Raw genomic sequence first — 17,091 nt, forward strand, 5'->3', positions numbered from 1 at the left:
CCGGGAGTCTCGCCCTCTCCCGACCGGCCACTTGCTCCCGCGGCGGTCCCGCACCGAGACTTTCAGAAGACATCTACGTCTGTCAATGTATTGGCGGTCCGGTGGTGCCCCGGACGACCAGCCGGGGCGGGACGACGACCTCGCGCCGGGCCACCGCGGTCCCCTCGATCCGGTCGATCGCCCGGCGTACGGCGAGCCTGGTCATCGTGCCGGCGTCCTGCGCGATCGTGGTGAGGTCGACGTGCGCGAGCCGGGCCAGCCGGCTGTCGTCGTAGCCGACCACGCTGAGATCGCCGGGCACCTGGCGTCCGTGCCGGGCCAGGACGTCGAGGACCCCGGTGGCGCAGCGGTCGTTGAAGACGGTCACGGCGGTCGGCGGGTCGTCGAGGAGCACCCGGGCCGCCGCCGCGCCGTCCTCCTCGGTGAGGCCGCCCGGGACGATCCGTGCGTACCGGTCGAGGCCGTGGCCCCGCAGGGCGTCGCGGTATCCACGGCGGCGCTCGGCGGCGCCGGGGGCGCGCCCGCCGTCGATGTGCGCGATCCGGCGGTGGCCCAGCTGGACCAGGTGATCGACGGCCTGGTGCAGCCCTTCGGCGTCGGCGGTGCGGACGACGTCCACGGCCGCGTGCCGGACGCCCCGGGCCAGCACGATCACCGGCAGCCGGGTGGCCAGCCGGACCAGGCTCGCGGTGGGCTGCTGCGGCCCGAGCAGGATCAGCGCCTCACAGCGGTCCTGGAGCAGGCCGGCTGTCGCCTCCCGCTCGTCGCGGCCGGGCGTGACGGCACTCAGCGCCACCTCGTAACCGGTCTCCCGGGCGGCGGCGTAGAGGTCGGTGACCAGGTCGCCGTGGAAGTCGTGCTGGATGCCGAACACGACGCCGAGCAGCCGGCTGCGGCCGCTGCGCAGCAGCCGGGCCCGGCTGTCGGGGTGGTAGCCGAGCTCGTCGGCGGCCTCGAGGACCCGGCGCCGCGTCTCGGTGCCGGCTCCCGGCTCGTGACGCATCACCAGGCTCACCAGCGACTTGGACACGCCGGCCCGTGCCGCCACGTCGGCCAGGGTCGCTCTCCGTTCCGCGCTGCGCACCGGCCCAGCGTAGTCGCACAGTCTGGAACGTTCCAGCTTCCACCCTTGACGCCGGCCGGTGCCGCGGCCCACTCTCGTGGCATGGAACGTTCCAGTAAAGAGGTCAGAGTCGCGCTGATCGGGTCGGGCCGGATGGGCTCGTTCCACGGCGAGACCGTGAGCCGGCGGCTGCGCGGCACCCGGCTGGTGGCGGTGGCCGACCCGGCGCCGGGCGCGGCCGAAGCGCTGGCCGATGCCCTCGACGCCGACCGGGCCTACACCGATGCGGCCCAGGTGTGGGGCGACCCGGAGGTCGACGCGGTGGTGATCGCCGCGCCCGCCCGGTTCCACGCCGGCCTGGTCGTCGCGGCGGCCGAGGCGGGCAAGCACGTGTTCTGCGAGAAGCCGATGGCCCTCGACCTGCCCGGCGCCGACCGGGCCGTCGCGGCCGCCCGTGCCGCCGGGGTGGTGCTGCAGGTCGGCTTCAACCGGCGGTTCGCCCCCGACTGGCAGGCGGCACGGGCGCTGCTGGACGCCGGCACGATCGGGACGCCCCGGCTGCTGCGGTCGCTGACCCGGGATCCGGGCGGGTTCGACCCGGCGCGCGTACCGCCGGGCACGATCTTCCTCGAGACCCTGATCCACGACTTCGACACGCTGCGGTTCCTCAACCCGGGCGGCACGGCCGTGGAGGTCCACGCGGTCGCCGACGCCCTGGTCGAGCCGGGCTGGCGGGACCGGGGGCTGCTCGACACGGCCGTGGTCACCGTGCGCTTCGACAACGGCGCGATCGGCACGGCGGAGGCCTGCTTCGAGGCCACCTACGGCTACGACGTCCGCGGCGAGGTGTTCGGCCCGGGCGGCACGGCCACCATGGGCGACGGCCGCCGTACCACGATGGTCTTCTCCGGCGCCCCGGGCCGGACGGCCGGGACCGTCCGCAGTGACCAGGAGCTGTTCACCGGCGCCTACACCGCTGAGCTGGCGGCGTTCGCCGACGCGGTCCGCTCCGGCACGCCGGCGCCGGTGACCGGCGAGGACGCCCGGGCCGCCCTGGCCATCGCGCTGGCCGCCGCCGCGTCGGTGGCCGGCGGCCGTCCGGTCCGCATCGACGAGGTGGCCGGGTGAGCGGCTACCGGCTGGCCGTCTGCGCCGAGATGGTCTTCCTCGACCTTCCGTTCGCCGACCGGGTGCGGCGCATCGCCGAGCGCGGCTTCGAGGTCGAGATGTGGAACTGGGCGGGCCAGGACCTCGACACGCTGGCCGCGACCGGCGCGACGATCTCGTCGATGACCGGCTACCTGCGGGGCACCCTGGCCGACCCGGACGGCGCCGACGAGCTCCTGGCCACCGCCCGGCTCTCGCTGGAGGCCGCCGAGCGGCTCGGCTGCCCACGCCTGAACGTGCACGGCACCGGACTCGACGACCGGGGACTGCCGGTCGTCCCGGCCGCGGTGGTGACGCCCGCGATGTGGCTCACCGCCGTCCGGACCCTGAGCCGGCTGGCGGAGCTCGGTGAGCGGGCCGGGCGGGTCTTCACCCTGGAGAACCTCAACACCGCGGTCGACCACCCCGACGTCCCCTTCGCCCGGGCGGCCGACACGCTGGCCCTGGTGGAAGCCGTCGGCAGTCCGCACCTGCGGATGAACCTGGACCTCTACCACGCGCAGATCGGTGAGGGGAACCTCGTCCAGCTCGTCGAGCGGGCCCTGCCGTGGATCGGCGAGATCCAGGTCGCCGACGTGCCGGGCCGGTGCGAGCCGGGCACCGGTGAGATCCACTATCCCGCCGTCGCCGCGGCCCTGCGCCGGCTCGGCTACCGCGGCGTCGTCGCCCTGGAGGGCTGGGCCAGCGACGACCCGGACCTCGCGCTGGACGACTTCCGCCGCGCGTTCGGCTAGTCGTCCTCGGCGAACACCAGCTTGCCGGGCTCGTCGCGCGGGTCGCGGCCGCGCAGCCGGGCCACGATGCGCGGCAGGTACGGCACCACGAACGCCAGCACCGCACACGCGAGCAGGATCGCCGTCAGCGGCCGGGTCACGAACGTGCTCAGATCACCGTTGGCCACCAGCAGCGCCCGGCGGAACTGCACCTCCATCATCGGGCCGAGGATCAGGCCCAGGATCACCGGCGCGATCGGGAAGTCGAAGTGCCGCATCCCGAAGCCGATCACCCCGACGGCGTAGGCGATGAACACCTGGTTGACGCTGCCCGTGGCGGCGTAGACCCCGAGCGTGGCGAAGACCAGGATGCCGGCGTACAGGACGGGTCGCGGGATCTGCAGCACTTTGACCCAGACCCGGATCAGCGGCAGGTTGAGCAGCAACAGCAGCACGTTGCCGACGTAGAGCGAGGCGATCAGCGCCCAGACCAGCTCGGGCGAGGTGTCGAACAGTTGCGGGCCGGGCTGCAGGTTGAAGATCTGGAAAGCGGCCAGCATGACCGCGGCGGTCGCGGAGGTGGGGATGCCGAGGGTCAGCAACGGTACGAGCACCCCCGAGAACGCCGCGTTGTTGGCCGCCTCCGGACCGGCCACCCCCTCGATCGCCCCCTTACCGAACTCGGCCCGGTCCCGCGCCCGGTGCTTCTCGTAGGTGTACGACAGGAACGTCGGCACGTCCGCTCCGCCCGACGGCAGCGCCCCGAACGGGAAGCCCACCGCCGTCCCGCGCAGCCACGGCCCCCACGAGCGCCGCCAGTCGTCGCGGGTGAGCCAGCCGTGCCGCGCCGACCCGGGCTCCAGCGGATGCACGTGCTCAGGCAGGTGCCGCAGCCGGCTCGCGACGTAGAGGGTCTCGCCGATCGCGAACAGGCCGACGATCACCACCACGATGTCCACGCCCTCCAGCAGTTCCATCGTGCCGAAGGTGAACCGGGCCTGCCCGGTCAGCGCGTCGATCCCGACCAGCCCCAGGAACAGGCCGAAGACCAGCGACATCAGGCCGCGCACGACCGACCGGCCGACCAGCGCGGTGACCGCGACCATGGCCAGCAACGCCAGCGCGAAGTAGTCGGCCGCGCGGAACGTGGTCGCCAGCTTCGCCACCGGCTGGGCCAGCAGGCTCAGCAACAGCGTGGAGATGGTGCCGGCCACGAACGATCCGATCGCGGCCGTGGCCAGGGCGGCCTTCGCCCTTCCGCGCCGGGCCATCTGATAGCCCTCGATCGCGGTGGCCACCGACGCCGACTCGCCCGGGGTGTTGAGCAGGATCGAGGTGGTGGAGCCGCCGTACATGGCGCCGTAGTAGATGCCGGCGAACATGATGAACGTGCCGATCGGGTCGTCCAGGCTGAAGGTGACCGGCAGCAGCAGCGCGATCGTCAGGGCCGGGCCGATGCCGGGCAGCACGCCGACGAACGTGCCCAGAGTGACGCCGATCGCCGCGTACAGCAGGTACTGCGGGCTCAGCACGGTGCCGAAGCCGGAGAGCAGATCACCGAAGACGTTCACAGCGGAAACACCCCCGCGGGCAGGAAGATGTCGAGCAGCCGGGTGAAGACCAGGTAGACCGCCGTCGGCAGCAGTACCGCCACGATGACGTCACGGACCAGGTGGCGGCTGCCGAGGACCCGGGACACCACGACGACGAAGGCAGCGGCGGAGACGACGAAGCCGGCGTACTCCAGGGCGACGGCGAAGCCGACCAGGCTCGCGACCACCCCGGCCGGGCTCCACCAGCCGGGCTTCTCCTCCGGCGGCGCCTCCCGGGTGCGCAGCTGGGCCATCAGGTGCGCCAGCGCGACGACAACCCAGGCCGCGGCGATCACGACCGGGGCCAGGCGCGGGCTCTGCAGGCCGAGGTCACCATCGGCCGCCGACACCGCCGACCAGAGCAGACCCACGCCGGCGAGCACCAGCCCGCCGGCGAGGATCACTCCACCGGTACGGCGGGCCGGTGCCACGTCGGTGGTCATCTAGCCGAGCCCGATGTCGGTGAGCACCGCGGTGATGCGCTGGTTCTCGCTGGTGAAGAACGTCGACGCGGTATCACCGCTCTGGTAGAAGTCCTCCCAGCCCTGCTTCTGCAACGCGGACTTCCACGACTCCGAGGAGTGCAGCCGGTCCATGAGGGCGGTCACGGCGTCCTTGGTCGGGACGTCGATCCCGGGCGGGGCCACGATTCCGCGCCAGTTCATCAGCTCGACGTCGTACCCCTGCTCCTTGACGGTCGGGGCCGGCGACCCGCCGCCGACGTCGACGCCGGTCGCACCGGAAACCGCGAGCGCGCGGACCTTGCCCGACGCGACCAGGTCCTTGAACTCGCTCTGGCCCGAGACGGCCGCGGTCAGGTCACCGGAGAGCAGCGCGGCCTTGGCCTCGCCGCCACCGGAGTACGCGACGTACTTCATCGCCTCGGGGTCGGCGCCGGCCGCCTTGGCGAGCAGCCCGACCAGGATCTGGTCGGTGCCGCCGGCCGAGCCGCCACCCCAGTTGACCGACGCCGGTGCGGTCTTGGCGTCGTCCATGAGCTGCTTGAGGTTCTGGTACTTGGAGGCCGCCGGGACGACGATGACCTCCTGCTCGGCGGTGAGCGTGGCGATCGGGGTGACCTGGTCCAGCTTCACCGGCGACTTGTTGGCCACCACGCCGCCGACCATCACCAGGCCCATGACCATCAGGTGGTGGGCGTCGCCGCGGTTCTTGGAGACGAGCTGGGCCAGCCCGATGGTGCCGGCCGCGCCGGTGACGTTGTAGACCTCGACAGGCTGCTCGACGAGCTTGCCGTCGGTCATCGCCTGCTGCATGGTGCGGGCGGTGAGATCCCAGCCGCCGCCCGGCGCGGCGGGCACCATGAGCTGCACTGTCTTGGTCGGATAGCGCACCTCGCCGGTGCCGGTCCGCCCGCCGGCGGTGTCCTTGGTGCACCCGGCCGCGGTGGCGGCCAGCAGCGCCGCGGCCATCCCCGCGGCGACGACGCGACCCGGGCGCCGCACAACTGTGTCCTTCACGACCGCTCCTCTGTGTTGCCTGCGTGTTTCAGAGATGCTGCATCGCGGGACCATCGGCGGTCATCGTTACGGACACGGTGGTCGTTGTGGTCTTTGTGGTCGTGGCAGCTCAGCCGCCCAGGGACAGCACCGCTTCGACACCGTAGTGATCGGACAGATACCCCGGCCGGCCACCCGGCAGCGTCACCGCGTCCCGCAGGACGATCCGCGCCTCCGCGGAGAGCTCCCGCTGCGGCGCCGGCCGGATCAGCACGTGGTCGAAGGCGGGCGGGGCCGGCCAGCGCGGGGTGGGCCGGTACGTCGGCGCGGGGTCGCCGGCCAGCACGTCGGTGAGCCCGGCCCGGGCCAGGAAGCCGGTGAGCGCGGCGGCCGTGCGAGGGACGTTGAAGTCGCCGACCGCCACGACCGGCAGCGCCGGGTCGAGCCGGGCCAGCTCACCGGCGAGGTGATCCAGTTCGGCGCGGGCGACCCGGGTGTAGCGGTTCGCCGGTGACCAGTCTCCGTCGCGGTTGGCGGACAGGTGGGTGTTCGCGATCGCGAGCGGGCCGGCGGGCGTGTCCAGGACGGCGAGCTGGACGCCCTTGCGCATGAGGTATTCGGGACGGGGCGGGCCGGTGCGCGGGTACCGCACGAAGCGGGCGGTCCGGATCGGCCACCGGGACAGCAGCACGAGGCCGCCCTCCAGGAGCGGGGAGCCGGACCGCGCGTGGTGGCCGTAGTGCCGGGCGAGGCGGCGCACCAGGGTCGCATGGCGATGCAGCAGCACCTCCTGGAGGCAGACCACGTCGTAGGAGGACTGCTCCAGGACCGTGCCGAGGGCCCGCAGCCGCGCCCGGACGTCACCGCGCATGAGCGCGTTGAAGGTCAGCAGCCGCACCACGGTCGTCCGGGTCACGCCGCCAGACGCTACCCGGATGACCCGACCGCGCCTGATCCGACGACGCTTGCTATATCGTGATTCGGTGCATATCGGGCAAATGCCTGCGGGTACGCATGACGTCTTCGTCGCGCTCGGCCTGGCGGTCGCCGGGCTGGTCTTCGCCGCCGAGGTACGCCGGCGCGGCCGCGGCGACGAGCGGCTCTGGTACCTGGTGGCCGGGGTGCTCGTCGGCGGCGCCCTGTTCGGCCGGCTCGGCACCTGGCTGCAGCACTTGGACCCGCGGCAGAACGCCACCCTGGCCGAGCAGTGGGCGTACGGCAACCGCAGCATCCTCTCCGGCCTGGCCGGCGCGTACCTCGGTGTGCTGGTCGCCAAGCGGCTCTGCGGGTACCGGGCCCGCAGCGGCGACCTGTTCGCGCCCGCGATCGCCGCCGGTATGGCGGTCGGCCGGATCGGGTGCCTGCTCACCGAACGGCCCGGCACGCCCACCGGCGCGGGCTGGGGCGTCACCGTGGACGGTGTGCCGCGGCACCCCTCTTTCGCGTACGAGATCGCTTTTCATCTCCTCGCCCTGGCCGTGCTGATCCTGGCCCGCGACCGGATCACCCAGCCGGACGCCCTGTTCACCGGCTACCTGACGGGTTACGCCGTGTTCCGGTTCGCGGTCGAGTTCGTCCGCGGCAACGAGGTGGTGGCGGCCGGGCTGACCCGCCCGCAGCTGTTCCTGCTGGCCTGCGCTCCCCTGCTGGCCTGGCGGCTCGTGATCCTCGCCCGGCGGCACCGGGCCGCCCGCACGCAGGGGGTGCCGGTATGAGGCCGCCGCCGCAGCCGATCCGCACCGGTGCCGTCTGGGCCGGGATCGGACTCGCGCTGCTCGGGCACCTGATGTGCGCCGGCCTGGTCGCCGCCGCCATCTGGGGCGCGGGCGATGCCGCCGACCAGGCGCTGATCGGGGGCAGCCTGCTCGGTCAGCTGGTGCTGTTCGCCGCCGTCGTCGCGGCCGGCACCGTCCTGATCGTCAAGGGCGACCGGGGCCTGGGGATCGGGCTGTTCATCGGGTGGGCCACCGGCCTGATCGTGCTGCCGCTCGTCGGGTTCGGGCTGTGCGTGGCCCTGATCTCGGCCTCATGACAAGCACTACCGGAGGGACCACTGATGGGCACCGGCATGCCGCTGCGCGGCGACCGCATCCACCGCTATGTCAACGCGTTCTGCCCGCACTGCCACGACGAGCACCCGCAGCGCCCGCTGGCCGAGGTCGCCCGGCTCTCCGGCCGGCTCGTGGTCCGCGACGAGCAGGTCTGGCTCGAGCGCGGCTGCCCGCGGCACGGCCTCGTGCGCACCCTGTACGACGAGCACCCGGCGATCCTGACCTACCTGGAGCAGTGGACCGCGCCGACCAAGCAGCACGAGCCCGACCTGGCCGGCAACTTCGCCCCGGTGCCGGCCGCCTACCTCGACGGGCTGCCGGAGATGCAGACGCAGCACACCTGCATCCTGCTCACCGACCTCACCGACTCGTGCAACCTGCGCTGCCCCACGTGCTTCGCCGACTCGTCGCCGGCCCTGGACACCGTCGTCCCGCTGGCCGACGTACTGGCCAGTCTCGACGCCCGGCTGGCCCGCGAGCGGCAGCGCATCGACGTGCTCATGCTCTCCGGTGGTGAGCCCACCCTGTACCCGTACCTGGCCGAGCTGCTCGACGCGGTCGCCGCCCGGGACGTCGTGCGGATCCTGCTCAACACCAACGGGTTGCGGATCGCCCGCGACGACGCCCTGCTGGACCTGCTCGCCGCCCATCGCGAACGGGTCGAGGTGTACCTGCAGTACGACGGGGTCAGTGAGCGCGCGCACCGGCAGCACCGCGGCGCCGACCTCCGCCGGGCCAAGGAACAGGCCATCGACCGGCTGGCCGGGCGCGGCATCTTCACCACGCTGACCATGACGGCCGCGCTGGACGTCAACGACGACGAGATCGGCGCGGTCGTCAAGCGGGCGCTGGACACGCCGTACGTGGGCGGGGTGTCGATCCAGCCGCAGTTCGGCTCCGGCCGTTCCGGGGTCATCGACAGCAGCCGCCGGCTCACCCACACCGGGGTGCTGGCCCGGCTCGGCCCGCAGACCGGCGACCTGGTCACCTGGCGGGACCTGACCGCGCTGCCCTGCTCGCACCCGCACTGCTGTTCGGTCGGCTACCTGCTGCGCGACGACACCGGCGAGTGGCGCTCGCTGACCGCCCTGGTCGGCCACGACCGGCTGCTGTCCTTCCTGGAGCTGGCGCCCGACGCCGTGGCCAACCGGATCGCCGACACCGAGCTGCCCGCGCAGCTGCGCCGGGCGGTCCGCGACTCGCTGCTCGGCCTGCTCTCGGAGCAGTCGTCGCTGTCGCATCCCCGGGTCGGCGACCTGTGGCGTGACATCTGCGCGAACTGCGACCTGGGGATCGGCACGCTGGCCGCGATGGCGTCGTCGAGCCTGCCCGGCGGCCGGGAGCGGCTGCGCCGGATGCTGGCCGAACGGGTCAAGCGGATCACCGTCAAGCCGTTCATGGACATGGCCACGATGGTGGAGGAACGGCTGCTGCAGTGCTGCGTGCACGTCGGCACCCGCAAGGACGACCGGGACCAGTGCGCGCCGTTCTGCGCCGTGCAGGCCTGGCCGCAGCTGGCCGCCCAGCGCCTTCCCCAGGCAGTGGTGCGGCGGTGACCGGCACTCCGGCCGATCCGCTGCGACTGTGTGTCTACGCCACCGTGGCCGCGCTGGCCTGGCTGGCCGGGCCGCTGGCGGTCACCGCGTTCGCCACACTGGGGCTGGCCGGCTACGTGCGGGCACGGCGGGCGGGACTGCAACGGTCCAAGTGCGTCCTGCGTGACGTCCGGCTGGTGGTGGCGTACCTGGCCGCGCTGACCGCGGCCGGGCTGGCCGGGATCGGCTGGCAGTGCTGGACCTGGCTGACCTGAGCGGGGGCGCCGCCGGTGGCGACGCCCCCGCGAGAAGGATCAGCAGCGACCGAGGTCCTGCCACTGCTGGGTCCAGCCGGGCTCGGAGCCCTGCGTCCAGTACCGGGCCTTCCACAGGTGCTTGCCCTCACCCGACGGCGGGCCGCTGGGGTCGCCGTTGCGGCTCTTCTCGTGCTTGACGGTCTGCCCGCCCTGGTAGACCGATCCGAACGCCCACTCCGGCGCGTTGGTGCAGTCGCCCTGCGACGGCGGCGTGGTGGGCGGACTCGTCGGCGGAGTGGACGGCGGGTTGGTCGGCGGGGTGCAGCCCCCCGTGGTGTCCACCGTGTCCGCGAACGTGCTGCCGGCCGAGCGGTAGCCCGCGGTCCGCGCACTCACCTCGGCCGGGGTCAGCGCCTGGTTCTTCGCGAACAGCACCCAGTCCACCTGCTGGATGTAGGTGCTGCGCCCGCCGGTGTGCGCCGCCGTGTCGATGAACCAGAGGTTCCAGTTGATCGTCATGGTCTGCCGCGGGTAGAACTTGCCCGAGTGGTCACCGACCAGCACACCGTCGATGTAGTACTTGACGTGCCCGTCGGCCACCGTGGCGACCAGGTCGTGCCAGCCGTTGAGGCTGGACCGCTGTTCGGAGTGCACGTTGTCGGCCAGCCACGGCTCGGCCCGGTACGTGTACCAGGTCGTCTGGTAGTTGATCGGGCCCGTCTCGCCCCACCCGCCGTTGGGCAGGTACTCGGAGATGTCCAGCTCGCTGTACGTCGGGTCCAGGTCGCCGTTGAGCGGGCTGATGGTGAAGAACGTCTCGTTGATGTGGTCGCCGTCGTTGCCGGCCGTGGGGGTGTCGGTGAAGCGGACCCGGCTGGCGTACGTGCCCTCCAGGTAACGCTTCTGGGTGCTGTAGAGCTCCGCGTGGCTGGTGCCGGCGCCGGTGCCGTCGGTCGAGGCGGTGAGCTGCATGACCTTCTGCCCGCCCTCAGTGGGGAAGGTGATGCTGCTCGGCGACCACGTCGCTCCCGGCACGCCCGGTCCGCCGGCGTAACTGCGCGGAGTCCAGCCGTGCGCGGTCAGCGAGCTGTCACCGGACGAGCTGTAGGAGAAGTCGTCGAACAGGTAGCCGCAGTCGGCGGCGGAGGCGCCGGCGGCGTGGGTGAAGACGGCCAGGGAGCTCAGCAGCGTCGTCACACCCAGCAGCTTGAGGATTTTGGACATGGGGGTCCTCCGGAATGGGGGGTGAGGGGACCTACTTGACCGCGCCGGCGGTCATTCCGGCGCGGATGTGGCGTTGGAACGCGACGTAGGCGATCAGCACCGGCAGCATGGCGATGGTCAGGCCGGCGAACAGACCGCTCCAGTCACTGCGGTAGCCCTGGCTGACCGACAGGGCGGCCAGACCCTGCGCCAGGACGTACCGGTCCGGGTCGGGGTTGAGGACCAGTGGGAGCAGGTACTGGTTCCAGAGCCCGAGGAAATTGAAGATGCCGACGGCGACCAGGCCCGGCCGGGCCATCGGCAGCATGACGCGGAAGAAGACGGCACCGTGCGAACAGCCGTCGATGAACGCCGCCTCGGCCACCTCGCCGGGCAGGGTGCGGAAGAACGAGTGCAGGAAGAAGACCGTGAAAGGCACGGCATACGCCGCATAGACCAGGATCAGACCCTGGTACGTGCCCAGCAGCCCGAGCCGCTGCACCACGAAGAACAGGGGCACCAGGGCCAGGAAGACCGGGAAGAACATGGCCGCGACGAAGGTGTAGTAGATGAGCCGGTTGCCCCGGAACTCGTAGCGGGCCAGGGCGTAGGCGACCAGCGAGCCGAGCAGCATGGTCAGCAGCAGAGCCCCGCCGACCACGATGAGGCTGTTGAGGAAGTAGCGGCCGATGCTGGCCTCGGTCCAGGCCCGCGCCCAGTTGCCCGGCTGCGGGGAGGCGGGCAGCGACCACGGCTCGTTGAGGATCTCGGTGTCGGTCTTGAACGAGCTGATCACCGCCCACAGCAGCGGCAGCGCGGTGACCACCGCCCAGGCCAGCATGGCCAGGTGCACCGGGAACACGGCGTAGGACCGCCGGGCCCGGCGCGCGGGCGCCGGTGGTACGGACACCGCGGGCCGTTCATCCACCAGCGTCATGCCAGCTCCAGCCTCTCCTTGCGGCCGGCCCGCAGCGCCAGCACGGCCAGGGTCAGGGTGGCGAAGAACAGGGCGACGCCCATGGCCGAGGCGTAGCCGAACTTGCCGTAGGTGAACGCGTTGCGGTACAGCGAGAGCCCGATGACCTCGGTGGCGCCGTCCGGACCGCCAGGCCCGACCGTCATCACCTGCACCACCGCGAAGGCGTCCAGCGCGGCGATGCCGAGATAGACGAACGCCACCTGCACGGTCTCGCGGACCAGCGGCAACGTCACCTTGCGGAAGGTCGCCCAGGCCCCGGCCCCGTCGAGCAGCGCCGCCTCGAACAGCTCCCGCGGGATGCCGTCGATCGCCGCGCTGAACAGCACCACGTAGAAGCCGACCGACGACCAGACCAGCACCGCCATCACGGCGATCAGGGCCAGCGACGGCGAGGCCAGCCAGCTCTGCGCGAGCCCGCCGAGCCCGATCGCGCGCAGTCCCCCGTTCAGCAGGCCGGTGTTGGGGTTGTAGACGAAACCCCACAGGACCGCGATGACCACGAGCGAGAGCAGCTGCGGGAAGAAGTACACGATCTGGTACGCCCCCGAGCCGGCGATGCCGCGCCGCCCGCCCCGCCCGCCGAGGTGCATCATGCTGGCCAGGAACAGCCCGATGCCGATGGTGACCAGCGGGACGACCACCAGCATCACCGCGTTGTTGCGGACCGCGTCCAGGAACAGCGAGTCCCCGCCGAGGCGGGCGTAGTTGCCCGCCCCGACGAAGTGCGCCTCGCCGGCCACGCCGGTCCAGTCGGTCAGCGACAGATAGAAGGCCTGCGCGTACGGCGACAGCACGAAGACCACGTGCAGCACCAGCGCGGGCACCAGCGCGCCGGCCAGGAACCGCCACCGACCGTGCCGCATCAGCGGGTGTACTTCTGCACCGAGGAGTCCTTGGCGATTGCGTCCGCCGCCTTCTGCACCCGCTGCGCCCACTCCGCCGCGGTGATGCGCTTGTTCACCAGCTCGCCGGTGGCGTCGTCGAGGGCCTTGGCCAGCGGGGCGTACCAGGTGCGGAAGCGGTAGGTGAAGGTCTCGGGGCCGGCCGCGGTGACCGCGTCGCGGACCGAGCCGAGCCCGCTGCTCAACGTCAGCCCGTCGGTCGCCCCGGCCACCGCGGGCAGCGTGCCGGCCGTGGACGCGAACGCCTTGGCGGACTGCTTGGAGAACAGGATCCGCAGATACTCCATCCCGCCGGCCGGGTTCTTCGCCTTGGCCGGCACCAGGAACGACTCGCTGCTGGCGGCCTGCACCGCGGTCGGCTTGAGCTGGTCGCCCGCCGTCCGCGACGGCACCGCGCCCATCACCATGTCGAAGCCGGGCGGGGTGACGTCCTTCTGCTCGCTCTCCAGCCAGGACCCGCACGGGATGAACGCGGCCTTGCCGTTGCACCACGCGGCCTGGGCCTCGGTGTGGGTCAGCGCCTCGGAGCCGGCCATCAGGTAGCCCCTGCCGGCCAGCTCGGCGAACGCCTCGGCGGCCCCGATCAGCCCCGGCGCCTTCCACGCGTTGGGCTCCAGGTTGTCCACGGCCTTGACCAGCGCGAGCCCGCCGGTCTTGGCGGCCATGCTGAGCAGCGGATCGTTGATGTACTCCGGATACTTGCCCTGGTAGGTCCAGGGCGCGATGCCGGCGGCCTTGATGGTCGCGCACAGCGTCAGCATCTCGTCCCAGGTCTTCGGGTACGCCCAGCCCTTCTTGGCGAACAGCGGCTTGGAATACCAGAGCCCCCAGACGGTGTAGGTGAAGTTCAGGGTCATCGGGGTCTTGCCGAAGGTGCCGTCCTCGACCACCCCGGGCAGCAGAGTGTCGCGCACCGTCACGGCCGGGTCGTCGAAGGACGGCGCGTCCAGCAGCGCGCTCAGGTCGCTGACCTGCTTGGCCGCCACCAGCGTGGCGATGTCGAGCCGGCTCGCGCCGGTGTTGTCGACGACGTCCGGGGGTGTGTTGGCCACGAACCGGGGCTGCAGGGCCTCACCGATCTTCTGCAGGCCCTGGTGGTCGATCTTGGCGCCCGGGTACTTGCGGGTGTAGAGGGTGCCGGCGTGCTTGGCGTACTCGTCGCCGTACCCGCCCTTGAAGATCACCACCTCGAGCGGGGTCTCGGCCTTGACCCCCAGGGGGTTGTCGGCGCTCTTGGCGCCGGTGTTGCCGGCGGCCGGGTCGTTGTCGTCGCCGCCGCCGGTCACACAGGCGCTGAGCAGCGGGGCCGCGACGCCGGCGGTCAGCGCCGTGCGCAGCAGGGTGCGTCTCGTGGGGTACGGTTCGGCCAGGGGTGGGCGGTTCATCAGCTGGGCCTTCTTCCCTAAGCGGTACGCCGGATGCGCCCGGCGTACCGCGCTTCGAGCTCCTTGTTGTGCTCCCGCCCGCCCGGCACGTTGTCGGAGAGATAGACCGGCGGGGTGATGCCGAGCGCCAGCAGCCGGGCCACCACCTCGGTGACCAGCTGCTGGGCCAGCAGGGCGGCGGTGATCGAGGAGACGGCACCCACCGCCCCGGCGATTCCGGCGCCGGCGCTGTAGGGCAGCGCGGCGTCGCCGTAGGGGGCGCCGTTGTCGAGCACGACGTCGGCGAGATCGGTCAGTTTGAGCCCGCTGTCGTGCCGCGAGTCCACCCGCGCCGAGTGCGCCAGCGAGGTGATCGCGATCAGCGCGTGCCCGCGCTGCTTGACCAGCTGCGCCATCTCCACCACGGCGCCGTTGACGCCGGAGTTGGAGGCGATGACGAAGGTGTCGTCGGGCTTGATCGGGGCCAGGTCGTAGAGCCGGTGGGCGACGCTGGGCGTGCGCTCCAGCTGCGGATCGGTGAGTACCGCGGCGGGTTCGCCGCCGTACAGGACGATGTCGCGCAGCGCGATCTTGTTGGTCGGCACCAGGCCACCCGCCCGGCCGGCGATCTCCATGGCCAGCGCCTCGGAGTGTCCGCACCCGAAGGCCTGGATCACCCCGCCGGCGCGCAGGGTCGCGGTCAGCAGGTCGGCGGCCCGGGCCACCGCGTCACGCTGACTGCTCCCGACCCGGGTGATGGCCTCGGCGATGACCTCGGCGTAGGCGGCACTTGTGATCTTCACAGCGGCTTGTCCCTCCGTGCTCGCTTGCGGTTGGCGTGGGGCTCGGGCACCCGGTGGGCGTCGACGGCCCGCACGGTCAGCTCGAGGGCCTCGGCGGTGCGCTCGTAGGTGCGCTGGGCCACGGCGACGTAGATGAGGTCGAGGATCAGCAGCTGCGAGTGCAGGGCGGACAGCGCCGCCAGCCGGAAGGTGGTCTCGTGCACCGAGGTCACGAACGCGACGTCGGCGACCTCGGCCAGCGGCGAACGGGCGAACGAGGTCACCGCGACGGTCAGCGCCCCGTGGTCGGCCGCCTCGGCCAGGGTCTCGATGGCCTCGCGGGTGCGGCCGGAGTGCGACAGGGCGATCGCCACGTCACCGGGGCCGAGCAGCGCGGCGTTGGTCAGGGCGGTGTGGGTGTCGGCGCGGTACCGCACCGGGACGCGGATGCGCTCCAGCCGGAAGGCCATCTCGCTGCCCGCCGTACCGCTGCTGCCCAGCCCGAAGATCTCCACCCGTCCGGCGGTGGCGATCGCCGCCGCGACCCGCTCGATCGCCGCGGTGTCCAATCCGGACGCCGTGGCCTGGATGGCCCGGGTGTCCGCGGCGGTGATCATGTCCAGCACCTTGTCGAGCTGGTCGCCGGGGTTGATGTCGCCGCTGATGTCGGTCTCCCAGCGGGCCTGCTCGGCCCGGCCGGTCTCGGTGGCCACGGCGACCCGCAGGTTCGCGTAGCCCTTGAAACCCAGCGCCCGGCTGAACCGGGTGACCGTGGCGGTCGAGGTGCCGGACCGCTCGGCCAGGTCCACGATGCTCGCGTGGGCCGCCGTCTCCGGATCGGCCAGGATGGTCTCGGCGATCTTCGCCAGCGCCTCCGGCATGCTCGGTCCCTCGATGCGCAGCCGCACCAGGAGGCCGCCGCTCTCGCCCGTCACCCGATCCTCATTGTGCTGATCCTCGTTTTCATAGTTGTCCTGTGTCGATGAAAATTACGACCACTATGGCTTCTGGTCAACAAAAACTTTCTATGTTTCGATGCGATGCGTGAAACTGGTGCTGGGAGTCGACGCCGGCGGGACGGCGTCGCGCGCCGTGGTCGCGACCACGCGGGGCGCGGTGCTGGGCCGAGGGTCGGCCGGCCCGGGCAACCCCGCGGCGGCCGGACCCCAGGCCGCCCGGGCCATCGGTACGGCGGTCCGCACAGCCCTGCGCGGCCACGACCCGGCAACGGTGATCGCGGGAGTCGTGGGGGTCGCCGGTCGCAGCGCCCTGGCGGATCCCCGGGTGGCGGAGGCGTTCGCCGAGCAGTGGCGGGCAACCGGTCTGACCTGCCCGGTCACCGTCGTCGGGGACGCGGTCACGGCGTTCGCCGCGGGCACCCCGGCACCCTCCGGCGCGGTGCTCATCGCGGGCACCGGCGCGGTGGCGGCCCGCCTGGAGAGCCGCCGGGTCACAGGCACGGCGGACGGACTCGGCTGGCTGCTCGGCGACGAGGGCTCGGGCCTGTGGCTGGGCCTGCACGCCGTCCGGGCGGTGGCCCGCACGTGGCCGGCTTCAGCACCGCGCGGGCTCGCTGCCGCCGTGGCGACCCACGCCGCGGTGGTCTCGTGCGATCAGCTCGTGCACTGGGCCGGACGCCAGCCGCCCTCGGCGTTCGCCGCGCTCGCTCCGGTGGTCTGCGCCGCCGCCCGGGCCGGCGACCCCCTCGCCGTACGGCTGACCACCGAGGCCGGCACCCGGCTGGTCGCCACCCTGGGCGAGCTGGGGCCCCTCGACGGCCCGGTCGTGCTGGCCGGCGGCCTGCTCACCGGCGACACTCCCGTCCGCGAGGCCGTGCTCGCGGCTCTGCCCGGCCCGGTCGCCACCTCGCACGATCCCGCCGCGGGCGCCGCCTGGCTGGCCCTGCGCGAGGTGTCCGAGCTGGACGACCAGGCGGCCGGCCGGCTGCATGGCCGCATGCTGCCAGCCCTCTCACACACCGGAACTTCTCGGGTACACAGGGATACGCCCGCGTCGTAGGGTGGCT

The 17,091-nt window shown here is 72.4% G+C and carries 18 protein-coding genes; 7 read left to right on the forward strand and 11 right to left on the reverse strand.

What is annotated here, in order from left to right; translation table 11 throughout:
- Positions 1 to 82 precede the first annotated feature (82 nt).
- Complete coding sequence (locus AB0C12_RS32630) at positions 83 to 1,084, reverse strand: LacI family DNA-binding transcriptional regulator (RefSeq protein WP_360553708.1); 1,002 nt, start codon at positions 1,082 to 1,084, stop codon at positions 83 to 85.
- Between the two features lie 81 nt (positions 1,085 to 1,165).
- On the opposite strand from AB0C12_RS32630, the gene AB0C12_RS32635 reads away from it, so the two are divergent.
- Positions 1,166 to 2,191, forward strand: coding sequence for a Gfo/Idh/MocA family oxidoreductase (locus AB0C12_RS32635; RefSeq protein ID WP_360553709.1), 1,026 nt, complete (start codon positions 1,166 to 1,168; stop codon positions 2,189 to 2,191).
- The gene (locus tag AB0C12_RS32640) at positions 2,188 to 2,964 is read left to right on the forward strand and encodes a TIM barrel protein (protein ID WP_360553710.1); all 777 of its coding nucleotides are present in this window, start codon (positions 2,188 to 2,190) and stop codon (positions 2,962 to 2,964) included. Before AB0C12_RS32635 ends, AB0C12_RS32640 begins: the two co-directional genes overlap by 4 nt.
- Here AB0C12_RS32640 and AB0C12_RS32645 read toward each other — a convergent pair.
- The 4 genes from AB0C12_RS32645 to AB0C12_RS32660 all read right to left on the reverse strand — a co-directional run bounded on the left by AB0C12_RS32645 (position 2,961) and on the right by AB0C12_RS32660 (position 6,908).
- On the reverse strand, positions 2,961 to 4,514 hold the full coding sequence (locus tag AB0C12_RS32645; protein WP_360553711.1) for a tripartite tricarboxylate transporter permease: 1,554 nt from the start codon (positions 4,512 to 4,514) through the stop codon (positions 2,961 to 2,963). The two genes, AB0C12_RS32640 and AB0C12_RS32645, sit on opposite strands and share 4 nt — an antisense overlap.
- Entirely contained in the window at positions 4,511 to 4,978 is a 468-nt protein-coding gene (locus tag AB0C12_RS32650; protein WP_360553712.1) for a tripartite tricarboxylate transporter TctB family protein, read from the reverse strand. Before AB0C12_RS32650 ends, AB0C12_RS32645 begins: the two co-directional genes overlap by 4 nt.
- Entirely contained in the window at positions 4,979 to 6,013 is a 1,035-nt protein-coding gene (locus tag AB0C12_RS32655) for a tripartite tricarboxylate transporter substrate binding protein (RefSeq protein ID WP_360553713.1), read from the reverse strand. It lies immediately after the preceding gene.
- 109 nt (positions 6,014 to 6,122) lie between these two features.
- On the reverse strand, positions 6,123 to 6,908 hold the full coding sequence (locus AB0C12_RS32660) for an endonuclease/exonuclease/phosphatase family protein (protein ID WP_360553714.1): 786 nt from the start codon (positions 6,906 to 6,908) through the stop codon (positions 6,123 to 6,125).
- A gap of 67 nt (positions 6,909 to 6,975) precedes the next feature.
- Between AB0C12_RS32660 and AB0C12_RS32665 the strand changes: the two genes are divergently transcribed.
- From AB0C12_RS32665 to AB0C12_RS32680, 4 genes are read left to right on the forward strand one after another with little or no spacing between them, the layout of a single operon-like run.
- Entirely contained in the window at positions 6,976 to 7,707 is a 732-nt protein-coding gene (locus AB0C12_RS32665; protein WP_360553715.1) for a prolipoprotein diacylglyceryl transferase family protein, read from the forward strand.
- Entirely contained in the window at positions 7,704 to 8,024 is a 321-nt protein-coding gene (locus AB0C12_RS32670) for a hypothetical protein (RefSeq protein ID WP_360553716.1), read from the forward strand. Before AB0C12_RS32665 ends, AB0C12_RS32670 begins: the two co-directional genes overlap by 4 nt.
- A gap of 24 nt (positions 8,025 to 8,048) precedes the next feature.
- Positions 8,049 to 9,599: a radical SAM protein gene (locus AB0C12_RS32675; protein ID WP_360553717.1), complete on the forward strand. Its 1,551-nt coding sequence runs from the start codon at positions 8,049 to 8,051 to the stop codon at positions 9,597 to 9,599.
- Positions 9,596 to 9,853, forward strand: a complete 258-nt coding sequence (locus AB0C12_RS32680; protein ID WP_360553718.1) for a hypothetical protein — start codon at positions 9,596 to 9,598, stop codon at positions 9,851 to 9,853. The genes AB0C12_RS32675 and AB0C12_RS32680 overlap by 4 nt, the downstream gene beginning before the upstream one ends.
- A 39-nt stretch (positions 9,854 to 9,892) precedes the next feature.
- Here the strand turns inward: AB0C12_RS32680 and AB0C12_RS32685 are convergent, their stop codons facing one another.
- Genes AB0C12_RS32685 through AB0C12_RS32710 form a run of 6 tightly spaced genes read right to left on the reverse strand, consistent with a single transcriptional unit; the run spans position 9,893 to position 16,000 of the window.
- Entirely contained in the window at positions 9,893 to 11,059 is a 1,167-nt protein-coding gene (locus AB0C12_RS32685; protein WP_360553719.1) for a glycosyl hydrolase, read from the reverse strand.
- A gap of 31 nt (positions 11,060 to 11,090) precedes the next feature.
- Entirely contained in the window at positions 11,091 to 11,975 is an 885-nt protein-coding gene (locus AB0C12_RS32690) for a carbohydrate ABC transporter permease (protein ID WP_360553720.1), read from the reverse strand.
- The gene (locus tag AB0C12_RS32695; RefSeq protein ID WP_360553721.1) at positions 11,972 to 12,880 is read right to left on the reverse strand and encodes a sugar ABC transporter permease; all 909 of its coding nucleotides are present in this window, start codon (positions 12,878 to 12,880) and stop codon (positions 11,972 to 11,974) included. Before AB0C12_RS32695 ends, AB0C12_RS32690 begins: the two co-directional genes overlap by 4 nt.
- Positions 12,880 to 14,304, reverse strand: coding sequence for an N-acetylglucosamine/diacetylchitobiose ABC transporter substrate-binding protein (gene ngcE, locus AB0C12_RS32700; RefSeq protein ID WP_360553722.1), 1,425 nt, complete (start codon positions 14,302 to 14,304; stop codon positions 12,880 to 12,882). Before ngcE ends, AB0C12_RS32695 begins: the two co-directional genes overlap by 1 nt.
- 17 nt (positions 14,305 to 14,321) lie before the next feature.
- Positions 14,322 to 15,086: an SIS domain-containing protein gene (locus AB0C12_RS32705; RefSeq protein ID WP_360553723.1), complete on the reverse strand. Its 765-nt coding sequence runs from the start codon at positions 15,084 to 15,086 to the stop codon at positions 14,322 to 14,324.
- Entirely contained in the window at positions 15,083 to 16,000 is a 918-nt protein-coding gene (locus tag AB0C12_RS32710; RefSeq protein ID WP_360553724.1) for a MurR/RpiR family transcriptional regulator, read from the reverse strand. The genes AB0C12_RS32705 and AB0C12_RS32710 overlap by 4 nt, the downstream gene beginning before the upstream one ends.
- 109 nt (positions 16,001 to 16,109) lie before the next feature.
- Here AB0C12_RS32710 and AB0C12_RS32715 point away from each other — a divergent pair, with 109 nt between their 5' ends.
- Positions 16,110 to 17,084, forward strand: coding sequence for a BadF/BadG/BcrA/BcrD ATPase family protein (locus tag AB0C12_RS32715; RefSeq protein WP_360553725.1), 975 nt, complete (start codon positions 16,110 to 16,112; stop codon positions 17,082 to 17,084).
- Positions 17,085 to 17,091 lie beyond the last annotated feature (7 nt).

The sequence above is a fragment of the Actinoplanes sp. NPDC048967 genome (genome assembly GCF_040649415.1).
In the GTDB taxonomy this organism is placed as follows: domain Bacteria; phylum Actinomycetota; class Actinomycetes; order Mycobacteriales; family Micromonosporaceae; genus Actinoplanes.

Excerpts from the sequence above, each read along its gene's own strand:
- AB0C12_RS32695 (WP_360553721.1), bottom strand. The coding sequence starts at position 12,880 with ATGCGGCACGGTCGGTGGCGGTTCCTGGCCGGCGCGCTGGTGCCCGCG.
- AB0C12_RS32675 (WP_360553717.1), top strand. The coding sequence starts at position 8,049 with ATGGGCACCGGCATGCCGCTGCGCGGCGACCGCATCCACCGCTATGTC.
- AB0C12_RS32670 (WP_360553716.1), top strand. The coding sequence starts at position 7,704 with ATGAGGCCGCCGCCGCAGCCGATCCGCACCGGTGCCGTCTGGGCCGGG.
- ngcE (WP_360553722.1), bottom strand. The coding sequence starts at position 14,304 with ATGAACCGCCCACCCCTGGCCGAACCGTACCCCACGAGACGCACCCTG.
- AB0C12_RS32685 (WP_360553719.1), bottom strand. The coding sequence starts at position 11,059 with ATGTCCAAAATCCTCAAGCTGCTGGGTGTGACGACGCTGCTGAGCTCC.
- AB0C12_RS32690 (WP_360553720.1), bottom strand. The coding sequence starts at position 11,975 with ATGACGCTGGTGGATGAACGGCCCGCGGTGTCCGTACCACCGGCGCCC.
- AB0C12_RS32650 (WP_360553712.1), bottom strand. The coding sequence starts at position 4,978 with ATGACCACCGACGTGGCACCGGCCCGCCGTACCGGTGGAGTGATCCTC.
- AB0C12_RS32635 (WP_360553709.1), top strand. The coding sequence starts at position 1,166 with ATGGAACGTTCCAGTAAAGAGGTCAGAGTCGCGCTGATCGGGTCGGGC.